The sequence below is a fragment of the Psittacicella melopsittaci genome (assembly GCF_003585925.1).
Taxonomy (GTDB): domain Bacteria; phylum Pseudomonadota; class Gammaproteobacteria; order Enterobacterales; family Psittacicellaceae; genus Psittacicella; species Psittacicella melopsittaci.
Map to the genome: position 1 here is coordinate 39,450 of NZ_NRJH01000003.1, position 11,874 is coordinate 51,323.

The 11,874-nt window shown below is 40.7% G+C and carries 4 protein-coding genes; 1 reads left to right on the top strand and 3 read right to left on the bottom strand.

The genetic code is table 11. The features are described 5' to 3' along the window. Positions 1-55 precede the first annotated feature (55 nt). From CJP74_RS00285 to thiI, 3 genes are read right to left on the bottom strand one after another with little or no spacing between them, the layout of a single operon-like run. The gene (locus tag CJP74_RS00285) at positions 56-6,820 is read right to left on the bottom strand and encodes a hypothetical protein (protein ID WP_119496276.1); all 6,765 of its coding nucleotides are present in this window, start codon (positions 6,818-6,820) and stop codon (positions 56-58) included. 13 nt (positions 6,821-6,833) lie between these two features. Then, entirely contained in the window at positions 6,834-7,577 is a 744-nt protein-coding gene (locus CJP74_RS00290) for a 16S rRNA (uracil(1498)-N(3))-methyltransferase (protein ID WP_119496277.1), read from the bottom strand. Positions 7,578-7,580: 3 nt separating this feature from the next. After that, positions 7,581-9,116, bottom strand: coding sequence for a tRNA uracil 4-sulfurtransferase ThiI (thiI, locus tag CJP74_RS00295; RefSeq protein WP_119496278.1), 1,536 nt, complete (start codon positions 9,114-9,116; stop codon positions 7,581-7,583). A 1,369-nt stretch (positions 9,117-10,485) separates the two neighbouring features. On the opposite strand from thiI, the gene CJP74_RS00300 reads away from it, so the two are divergent. Further along, on the top strand, positions 10,486-11,856 hold the full coding sequence (locus tag CJP74_RS00300) for a metallophosphoesterase family protein (RefSeq protein WP_119496279.1): 1,371 nt from the start codon (positions 10,486-10,488) through the stop codon (positions 11,854-11,856). The last annotated feature ends 18 nt before the right edge of the window (positions 11,857-11,874 follow it).

The following is an 11,874-nucleotide window of genomic DNA, read 5'->3' on the forward strand; positions in this document are numbered from 1 at the left end:
AAAAAGAGCAGGGGAATAATTCCTCTGCTCTTTTAAGTTATTGCTTTTTATTAAGTTATTGTTCTTTATCAGTCTTGTCCTTAGGCTTAGGCTTAGCAAATTCTTCTTGCCATTTTTCCCAAACCTCTTGTGCCGTAGCTGAAGGAGTTGAATTTCTCTCAAACTTACGACGATGAGAAAGATATCTTTGGATCCGGGCACCCTGATCCTCAAAGACCGATTTTTGCCAGTTAAAGTAAGCAACAAGATCAGCATAATTGCCTTGACGTCTATTAACAGGAACAATAATTTGCGTTAAATCAATACTATTCCAGTAATAAGGACTAGTATACAAGTTATTTACCTTGTCTTTAAAGCGGTAAAGACTACCAAAAGCTAGGTTAAAGTCCTTGTAGCCCAGCTTGTCTTTTAAGCTAACCCAGTGCACTAAAGCAGTGTAAGCTTGCCCTTGCCAGAATTGCTCTTGTAAGTATTGAGCAAAGTCAGCATAGAGGGCTGGATACTGCTCAGGCTTGAGTTTAAAGCGTTCGGCAAATACTGCTGGTATTTGTTTGGCAAAAGCTTTTTGCTTAAGTTGGTATTTGTTACTTGCTTTAAGAGCAAATAAAACAAACGCATTGCTCTTAAACTCATCTGGCATGCTCACAAATCTTCTTGCATCAAAAGTATCTAACTCCCGTAAGGCAGCTACAGGATACTCAAGTTGCGGTGGAGCTATGCGTTGGTGTCCTTTACCTCCTTGAGCTAAATGTTGGTATTGTCGTTGTAAATAGGTATAGTCAACACTAAACTCACGATAGAAGGTTAAAAACTCAGGGTGAGCAACACTTGCATATACCAGACCATAGTTTAATTTAGTTAAACTCGCAATTAACCAAGCGAGTAAAGCATGGGTAAAGCCCGCATGACTCCGACCTAAGCTCAGGTTGAGTTTACACATTTGCAACCAGTTTTCTAGACTGAATTCAGTTTTTCCAGCTAGAATTTGTTTGAGTAACTCTTGCCCTTGCTCATAATCAGCAAAAGGATTGTCTTCGAGCTGAGTAAGAATTTGCCGATAGACTGTGGCTATGGCATCATCTCTTTCTTGCTCAGGTGCCAGTTGCCAAATCCCTTGATTTGGGGCTTGCGGTTGCTCTTGTTGCATGCGTCCTAAGAGCAGGGCATTAAAACTCGCAAAATCTAAAGGTCGCACTTGGGCTAACTCTTGTTCACTAATCGGGTTAATTAACAAGAGAAGATGTTGCAGTTTGTAATGCTCTTTTAAGTAAGGAGCTATTTCCACTTGGCTTAGTTGGGCTTGCTTAGCTTCTAGCTCAGCATCGCTAATATTGTAAGCTACTTGCATAAACTTACGATAGTTAGCAATTTGCTCTTTTATTTGCTCTACTTTCTCAGCAACTATATATTGATGCAGGTTGTAGAACTGCATATTATCTAAAGTAGCATCTTGGAGACTCTGACGATAGCGTTTTACTAACTCATACTCGAGTCTTGGCACCGGATCGAGAGTAAACTTGCGTACTTTAGTTAAATGCTTGAGCGTGTAGTTAGCTTGGTTAAGAGCTAAATCTTGCATGTGCTCATCTAAGCCTTCTAGAGCTTTAGTCTCGAGTTGCTTGAGCTTTTTCTTAGCTTTAACTAAGGAAGCTTGCTCTTTGTCATACTTTTTGCTTAAGAAGGCATAGGCCTCTTCTTTGGCTTGCGCAAGTTGCTCTTTGACAATAATATTTACTCTATTGAACTGCTTGAACTCTTGCTCTACTTCATCTACAGCCTCATGAATAAAGCCAATGAGTTTGTCGAGCACTTGATGATGCACTTGTAACCTCTGCCATGGCGTAAACATGCGCATTTTGGCATCATTGAGCATTATCTCTTGCGAGTAATAGAGCTCATCAAGCAGGTTATAGAACACTCTTAACCAGTTGTGGGCATAGAGCAGAGGATCGGCAACATGAACTTTGCAACCATGCTGATGATAAGTGCGACAGAACTTAAAGAGATGTCGCATTAAAGTATTAGCTAAAATCTCTTTGAGCAATGGCGTATCAAAATCGAACCAACGCGAAACTATGCGATTATAGATCCTTGGCTCTAAGAGCAAGGCCTTGATGCGTTCGAGAGGCAAATCTAAAAAGTCGTCTAAACTAATTTCTATTTCACTTAAACCCTCGAGCACTTGTGCCATGACGTTTTCCAGATTGAAATCATCAAAGGCGTCTTTGGTATCGTGATAATTACGATTAAAAACTCGCTCATAGGTTTGTTCATAGAAAAAGTCTTCAATACGATCGCGATACGAGCGATACTTGCGCTCTCTTGGCGTCGCTCGAGGTTTTACTGGCTCATCATACTGACTAAGCACTTGCTCTCGGCTTGGTACATTTGCTCCATCGCGCTTAAAGGATTGATACTCGCGTAAAGAACGACTAAGAGCTTCACGTAAGGCTTTATTGCGGCGATACGCACTTTTATGGGGGATAAAGCTCTTTTCGAGAATTTCAATTGCCGTAATAAACTTACGCGTGCCCATATAGTCACGTACCGTTTTTTCTACCTGCGCTACTAAATAAGGGCGCATGCCTGCATGTAAGGCATAGTTAAAGAACTCAGGACGTAGTTCTTTTTGGCTTGCTCCCATACAAACAAAACGAGCAATTAAACGACACCAATCGAGCTCTAAATCCCAGATCTTGTCTTCGAGAGCATGAATGCGCACAGCATAAAGCTCAGGACGCTGAGCTGCCACCATTTGCCGTTTTTCTAGATTACAGAGCAGTACTTTACGATAGAGATCACGTAAAGCACGACGACAGTTATCTTTGAGTTCGTTAATCGTTTGTTGGGAAATTTCTTCGACAAACTCGCGCACAGGAGCAAACTCAGGCACATGCTTAATGAGAGGCAAGTTATGTAAATTAACATATTGCTCAGCCTTGGTATTGATCTTGAGAATCTCTTCGAGCACTTTTTGGCTAATTTGCTTTTGTTTTAAGCGGGCAGCCTTATCTAAAATATGCGTTGGTGGCTCAAGAGGTACTTCAATATGCGGCTGATTGCGTAATCTTGCCCGAATTTTAGCAATGGCTAACTCATGAGCAGCAGCCTCAGGGCTTTTTGCTTTCTCTTTACCTGGAACTGGATACCCCAGAGCATGAAGTTTATGAGCTAGAGCTGTATACTGCCCTGCAATGCCTGCGTAAAAATGGCGTAAGTACTTGCGCGTACTCTTAGCCTTGCCATAAGCAGTTTTAATATGAGTTACAATTTTCTCATAATGTTGATATTGCTCATAAATCGCTTTTTGCTCGCGTTCACCATTTACTGGCAGGGGCGGAGCTATTTGTCCTTTGGCACCACTTTGCTCCCCAGTAAAATAATACTCAACCTTTTGCTTGCTATACCAAGAGTTATAGAGTTTATTAATTTTTTCCAGTAAGCCTAAATAGTGAATGGTTGTAGCATGGTGATTAGGTAAAGCATAAGGCTGAACCAATTGCTCTACTTGGTAATAAAGCAAGTTACCAAAGTTTTGTAAAATATGGCGTCCTTGCTCGAGACTAAACTGCTCGTTACCTTTTTTAATCTCACGCTCTTGGGCAAAATGGCTAAGAGCTTGCCCTAAAGCCTCACCATAACTTGGAAAGCTCTTAAAAGCTTGCTTGCCTGGGTACTTTTGCTGCAAGCGTTTTAGCACTTGAGAGCAGGTTTTTGCTCCCATCGCATAGGCTTTGCTTGCTTGTGTTAGTTGTACCGAAGCTATTTCCCGCATGCCATAATCTAGGGTAAGAAAATCTATTTCTTCGGGAATATAAACTTGATAGGTATAGAGGCGATCTCTATCGGCAAAGTGCCCGAGGCGATTGCGTAATAGAGCACTGCCAATTACCGAACCTGCATAGTTGTAGGCCAGATTTTGTAAATGCCCCATAGGCAGTTGCGCTTGCACCTTATAAGGAGCTAAAGCTTGCTCTGTACCTTGGAAAATAGCCTCACTATTCGTTGGCACGGTATAGAGCTCAGGATATTTACTTGGATTAGTAAAGGTTGAAATTCTTTTTGGTAAATAACTTAAAAGCTCAACCCCGACATAGATTTTTATCTCTAAATCTTTTAAGCCCGCAACATCTCTTAATGAGAGTAAACCTATAGGGTTTACCACCCGTGAACTATCAGCAAATGGCTGTTGTAAAAAGCTTACTTTGGCATCTTGCTGACGCTTGAGATTTAAAAAGGTCAGGAGATTACGCTTAATAAAGTTAAGATCAATAATTTCCTCGCCTCGCTCGCCCAGTTCAGCAAAAGTTGGCAAGTCTTGTTCTGGCTCTGGGAGAGGTTGCACTTGAGGTTCGATTTTCTTTATCTGCTTAACGTCAGTGATTTTTGTTACTTTCACTCCCTCAGGCACTTGTCCTTCGAGTGCTAGGGCAATCCAAGATTTTGCTTTTGGTTCAGCTTCAACCACCACTGGCTTAACTTCTTGCCCAATGCGAGGCAAAATATAATCTAAGCGCTGTGGACTCGGAAGCCCTAAGTCAAGCTCTTGTCGCAGCACTTGCGGGCGCGGGCTTAATTGACGTAAAGCCTGTGCCAGTGTTTTACCGAGAATGCCCTCTTGCTTAAATTGAGCATAGAGAGCTCTTACTAAAGGAGCTACTTTGTCATTCAGGTAGCCGTCACTTAAAGCCAGAGCATAAGGATCAACTTTTTTAGCAGCTTTAACTTTAGTTTTGCTTTTTTCTTTGTTGAGGCTCAGAGCATAAGCAACTTCGAGACCACGTAAACGAGCGACAAAATAAGCATTGAGATTTAAATAACCTAAAGCAAACTGCAAGGTTAAGTAGCGATTATAGAACTCAAGTTGAGCATTGTTTAAACTCAGCTCTTGTTCGAGATAACGCAAGTGAGCAAAAGCGTGCGGATCATCACTTTGTAAATAAGCAAAGTAACGAGCAAAAGGTTGATTTTCGCTAGCATCTTTATAGCTTAAAAAGCTATTACCTTGAGCAGCACTGAGAATGTGCTCTAGGTGCTCTTGAATGCCTGGAGCTAAGTCCTCGCTATTCTTGCCTAGCAGGCTTAGATTATTATGCGTTTGGCTATATTGCCCAGGTAAAGAAGCAAACTCCTCGAGCTTATAGCGACTTGCTTCTAGTTTTAAGGCAAATAAACTTTCGAGTTGGAGGATTACGTCATCTAAGCGCTTGTTAAACTTTTGCACTACTAGTCTTGGGGCATGGGCAGGTAAAACAGCCTGGGCAAAACTTTGTTCTTTGGCAGAGGCAGGAAGTTTTAACCAAGAGTTAAAATCAAGCAGAGTTGGCTTTTCTTCTCGCTCATGGGCTAAAGCCTCGAGATACTCATAAGCACCTAACTCAGGAGCAGGAGCAAATGGAGAAACATAATCTTGCCCTAAATCACGCGTGAGTTCGGCAAAGCTCAGTTGCTTGTCTTTGCCTTTTTTACGCCCATAACAAGTTTTTATTTGCTCGTCTATGCAGGTAATAAAGTCTGCAATTAAATCTTGCGCTTTAGCTTTGAGTTGTTCAGGGCTCGGAAGCTTGCTTGATTTTTTCTCGCTAGTTGCCTGAGCATAAATTTGCTGGCCCAGACGAGCTAATAAATTAGCAAAAGGAGCTAACTCTTCTTGCCCTAGGTTCGCTAGGGCTTCGAGAATATCTCCACTTAGCACCATAGCAGCGGTATAAGGATGCTCCAGGTCTTTACTTTTTTCTATATCTTTGAGAGCTTTACTGCTTGTCGTTACCCCTAAATACTGCCCGAGGCTGGCATAGGCTTGCTCTGGAAATAATAAAGCACCTTCGGCATTAATAGTGTTACTTAAGTAAGGAGCAAAACTATACTTGCTTACATCAAATAGGGCATATACCTCATTCCCCCAATAGTAGCGGGCAAGGTCGCCATTAAATGTAGGTAAACTCTGGCGATCTTTATAAGGAATTAACCAATTAATGCTCGGCAGATTAGGAACTTTCTCATAATCAAAATGTAAATCGTAAGACGAACCTACAGTTATATTGGGAGCACAAAAGCCTTTGCAACTAAAGTTAAGATGTAAAATCCGTAAGCAGATGCCTAGCGTTGGTGGGGCAGAAGTAAACTCCGAGGCAAGATACTGCTTTATTTGCTCAGCAAAGCCCAGCATTTTACCTAAAGCAGGTTTACTACTTAAAAACGGAGCCGCTTCATTCCAACTTGTACGTTGGCGTTTACTTAACTCTTGTAAGCGTTTTTTACTGGTTTGTAAATTATGTAAATAGCCACGTGCCTCTTGTTTTATTACCTTGCTTTTGGCTTTAAAGGCAGGGCACTTTTGGCTTTTTTGGTATAAACGCACAAGCTTACGCGCATCATAACCTAGAGTTCTTACTCTTTGGTCATACTGCAGGCAATATCTGCGAATTGCTCCTAAAAAAAGTAGAGTTTGTTTTTGTTCGAGAAAATAGGTTGCTTGTGCTCCCTTGTCGTAAACCATGAGGTTTATTTCTCGTCCGCGGCCACCACGGTAAAGAGGAATTTGGTTGAGGTTAGTCCCTGCATGAGCTGCCAAATTAGGGTCTACATGCAGGTTAAAAGTAGATTTTGTTTTTTGGTTGAGACGAACGGCAAGATACCTTTGCGGCTGCTGGAAAAAGCTTGCACTAGCAAAGCTATTTACTCCCGCGGCATCTTGACCTTTTTGCCGATAGTTGCGCTCAAGTTGATTGCTGACAATTAAATAATAATGATCTTCTTTGAGGGCAAAGTTAGCTGCTGAATACCGAAAAACAAAATACTTATTTAAGACATTTTGCATGGCAATTTCTCGTCTATAAGTCTCCAAGTTGAGCTTGGAGAATCGCTAGGGCAGTAAGCCCAGCTGTTTCTGTCCGTAAAACGCGCGGTCCTAAATTGAAATCGGTAAAACCTACCTCGCTTGCTTGGGCAATTTCTTGCTCGGATAAGCCACCTTCTGAGCCTATGAGCAGATTAATTTGCTCATACTCAGGAGCTATATTGCGTAAGCGTTGCCCCGCAAAAGGATTTAAATTAACATAGAGGCACTTATCCTGAGGTTTTACTTGGGCAAAGTACTCTTTTATGCTAATGGCTGGATTTAAACGAGGAATGCTATCGCGATAACTCTGCAAACAAGCAGCAACGATAATTGCTTGCCAGTGTGCCATTTTTTTAGCGAGGCGTTCGCCGCTCAGGCTTACCCCACAACGCTCGGTAAAAATAGGGGTAATTTCTTTTACCCCTAATTCTACTGCTTTTTGGATAGTAAGATCCATGCGATCACCACGGGAAATACCTTGAATTAAATGCAAATGTAGAGGCGACTCATTGTTTGCCACCACATATTCATGCAGTTCTACTTGGGCAGATTTTTTTGCCACATTAACTAGAGTACCCACATAGTGACCACCCGAGCCATCAACAACATGAATTTGTTCGCCGTCAGTTAAACGTAACACTTTGCATAGATGCTGAAAAGAATCATCGCTCAAGGTTAAAGTATAAGGTAGGCTTACTTCAAGCACTTGCGGGTGATAGGTACGATATAAACGCATAATCTATTTGTATTTCGAAGTTAAGGAAGAGGTAGTGTCGTCAGCTTGTCCTTTAACTAAAGGATCCTCAAAGCTAAAGTCTTTAGCCAGCACTACAACATTTTTATGACCATTTTCAATGAGATTTACTGCCTGAATCCGGCTTAGTAAGCCTTTAGTACAGTAAAGCACATAACGTTTGCTTTGATCTAATTCAGCAAACTTTTCTCCTAAAGCAAAGAAAGGTATATTAAGCACGCTTACTGGCCATGGATTATTAGCTTGCTCAAAAGTCTCAGCGTCACGTACATCTATTACCACGTCAGTAGCAGGATTTAAGTGATGCACAAAAGTTAATTGCGTCGACTCTATGTGAGCTAAATCTTGACTGGCAATGTCACGTAAACTTTCTACTTTAGCTGAATCTAAAGCTTGAGCTACTAGAGCTTCTATATCAAGTTTACTTTCTTCTTGCTCTAAAGTAGCACGGTCGGCAGCTATGGTTGGTTTTTTCCCCATAATGCCACAGAACTCTTGCACGCGTGCCGAGATTTCGGCAGTTTGGATTTGCTGGGCAATGCGAATAATTTCTTCTTTGTCCATGGCAATTAATGGACGTAAGACTGGTATTTCACTTACACGTTCAATTTCGGCAAGGTTTTTTAGTGTTTGCGAACTTACTTGCCCTAGAGCTTCACCTGTTACCAGACCATCGATGCGTAAACGACGGGCAATGGCATTAGCCACGCGATAGAACATACGTTTTAAGCACACGCCTGTATAACCATCACTTACGGCATTGGCAATATTGAGCATAATTGGGTAAAAGTCTACGGTAACAAATTTTACATTATGCGAAGCTGAGTAGCCTTGCCAAATTTTTCTCGCAATACGTTTTACATAATACTCATGCTCTTGTCCCCCGAGATTGAAAAAGACATAATGCAGTTTACAGCCTCGACGAATCATTTGCCATGAAGATACTGCTGAGTCGTAACCCCCAGAAATCATTGAGAGTACGGCATCTTGAGTACCAATTGGGAAGCCCCCTAAACCAGAAAAACTATGCTCAATTAAAAAAGCTTGCTCATTGTCAATTTCAATTTGTACGGTTTCTTCAGGCTTGGTAAGGTTTACACTAGCCCCAGGAATATTTTGTCGTAAGCCACCACCAACGTAGCGTTCGATATCGATTGAACGTACTTGGTGTTTACCTTTACGTTTTACCCGCACACAAAAAGTTTTATTTTGCAGACGTTGAGCATTAAGTTTTAACACTTCCTCAAATAATTGATGCATATCCACAAAAGGCACGAGCTTAATTTTTAGGATCTTCTGAATTCCAGGTACTTGACGCAGAATCTGCACAAATACAGGATATAACGCTGGATCACATTTTGCTCGCACGAGAATATTGTCCCAGTTAGGTTGAATGGAACAATCAAGATTATAAGTTTTTAAACTTTGACGTATGTTTGATGAAAGAATTTTTACAAAACGCTTGCGTACTGAGTCTGACTTGGTCACTATCTCAGGATGCAGTTTAATGCGCAAATACATATCTATCCTTGTAGAGGTTTTTAAATACTAACTTAAATATCAATTTCCTTGAGTTAGAAAATAACTTCAAGTATTGTCTATTATACCGCGTTTAGCCAATCCCCGCAAAAGCATTTTGTCGCATTTTCCGCGACTTTAGCTCGCTTTTTTGCCTTAGCCAACTTGCCTTAGCAAGCAAGAAAACCCGGAGCTAAAACCTAGGCAAGGCTTTAACAAAAAAGAGAGCAAGTTCTTAGCAAAATTCTGAATCAACTGTACCTTAAAATAAAACTCTAAACCCGCCGTTACCAAATCCCAAATACAAACTGCTCCCTAACTTCATTTTTCTTAGTTCAAGCTTATTTTTATATTCTTGCTTTAAGTTGTTTTTTATTTTCTTATTTCAAGTTATTTTTCTACTTCCTTGCTTTAAGCTGAATTTTATCTCCTTGTTTTAAGCTGATTTTTAGGTTTTTTTTGCCAATAATGTTCATTTTTTTCTCAGAAAGTGTGATCTAGGTCACATTTTGACAAAAAAACAAAATAAAACTTGCATTTACTCTCTATAATGAGATTAGAGGATAAGGATAATATTTTAGTCCTTAACCAATAATAAATAATAAAAAATCAGCCTCAGCTAAAAAAGCTAAAGCATCCTCTCGAGCTAAAACAGACTTAATAACTCCCCAGAGCTAAAAATCTATAATTCCCCTCAAGAGAGATACTACCCCTATACTTCTTCTCACAAGCCAAGATAATTCTTCTCACGAGCAAAATAATCTCCCTAAGCTAACAACAAAAATGTTTGCCCTTTAAGCTATTTAGCAATATCTCCCTTGAGATAGCTAGTTGCTGTACGTCCATTGCTTACCAATAGTACGTATACAAGATAGTAATAATGCCTCTACAAGATAACCACAGTACCTATGTAAAATAGTAATTGTGCCTATGCTAGATAACAAGTACAAATCTAGCTAAATAACAAGTACAAATCAGGAAAGATAACAAGTACTAGTCTGGCTAGTTAACAAGTATAAATCTGCCTAGATAACAAGCCTCGCAAAGTATTTTGTTTTAGTTAGGTACAACTTAGCTCGCAGAGACTGGCAAGTTAAATTCGGCACGGCAAGCTTTAGTTACTTAAACTCAGATGGCTGCCTGCATACCTCTTGCCTTACCTTATATCTCAATGTGTAGCCTCTAGGATATTTAAAAAAAATTGGTAGCTCCCAATTTTTTTGAGAGATTCGGCTCACATACTGTCACCTACGAGGCTACACACCTAAAATAGTATGTGAATTGCAAATACCAAGAGTGACCTGCTCTTGGTTTTTTTCTCTTATGTTAAAATAATTGCGTAATAATCTATTTTTTATCCCGTAAAAAAGCTATGGCCTTACCTTTTGTTACTCAGGTTGAACGTGAAAACTACGCCAACCTTTGGATTTATAATTTTTTTATAAGTGATTTACACTTACAAGAATCAACTGCTGAACTAAATCAGCAGTTTGCTGCTTTTATCCAGCAACTACTTACCCTAGCCCAAAACAATAAAAGGGAAAATACTAAACGCCATTTACGCCTTTATATCCTCGGTGACTTTCTCGCCCTCGGCATTGGCGACTTTATTCCCGATTGGTTTAAACCCTATCAAGAAAGCTTACAAACTCTAGCCCAGGCTGGAGTAGAAATTTTCTTTATGGTAGGCAACCGCGATTTTCTCTTAGGGAAAAAATTTAGTCAAGGCATAGGAGCTACTTTTTTGCCAGAAAACACTATAGTTGACTTTAGTACTAATGCAACTGGAGCTCAGGCTTACTACCAGTATTTATCTCCTAGTCTGACCAGTATTGTCAGCAATGAACAAACCTATAGCAAGCGTGAACAACTGTGTGCCGAGTTTAAGCACCGCTTACAAGAGCATGCCCCTCTTGCCAAAACTGAGGATAGTTTACGCCTCTGGTTATGTCATGGCGATAACCTCTGCCTTAGCGATGAAGCCTACCAAAAATATCGTCGCTTTATTCGTTCGGGCTTAATGCAAGGAGTGGAAAAACTGATCCCAACTTGGTTGGTAAAAAAAATTGCCCAAAGAATTTCAGCAGCATCGCAGCGTAAACGTCAAGAGCACGAAGAACGCCAAACCCAAATTACCGCAACTTGGGGCGAGCTCTCAAGTCTGGATATGGCAGATATCGACTTAAACTACACCCATTTTTTAGCCCAGTTAAGTCAAGCTAATCTCCTTGTCTATGGTCATGTTCATCGACAAAGAATTCTTAGTTGGAACCTTGCCGACCCCCAAGTGCAAGCTTATGCTAGTGGGGAACAAAAAATTGCTTTTGGTAACCTAAACCAGGTTAATACCCCAAGCATTTACACCGAAGTAGATGATCTTTACCCTATTCCCGTGGGTAAAATTCGTACTTTTACTGCGGGAATTAAGCAAGAACCTGATGCATCTGAGCAAGCTTGGGCTAAACTTGACGCTCTAAGCCAAAATCTTTTACCTCTTACTCGCCAAGATTTTTACACCGCTTCTATGGCAGACTGGCTCAGTGAGGCAGATCTTGCCCACCAAGAGCAACTCCAAGCCCAAGCGGTTAAATCTTGGCAACAGCAAGCCCAAGAACAAGTAAGACAAAAAGTAGCTTGGACACAAACCAAGCAAAGTCCAACCTCAATTGGCTTGCTTGTGCAGCAAGCTTATAGCCAAGAACAAATAGTTAATACTTTTGCTTTTGCCTTTATTAGCCTTTAACTTAGTTTAAGGGCTTTT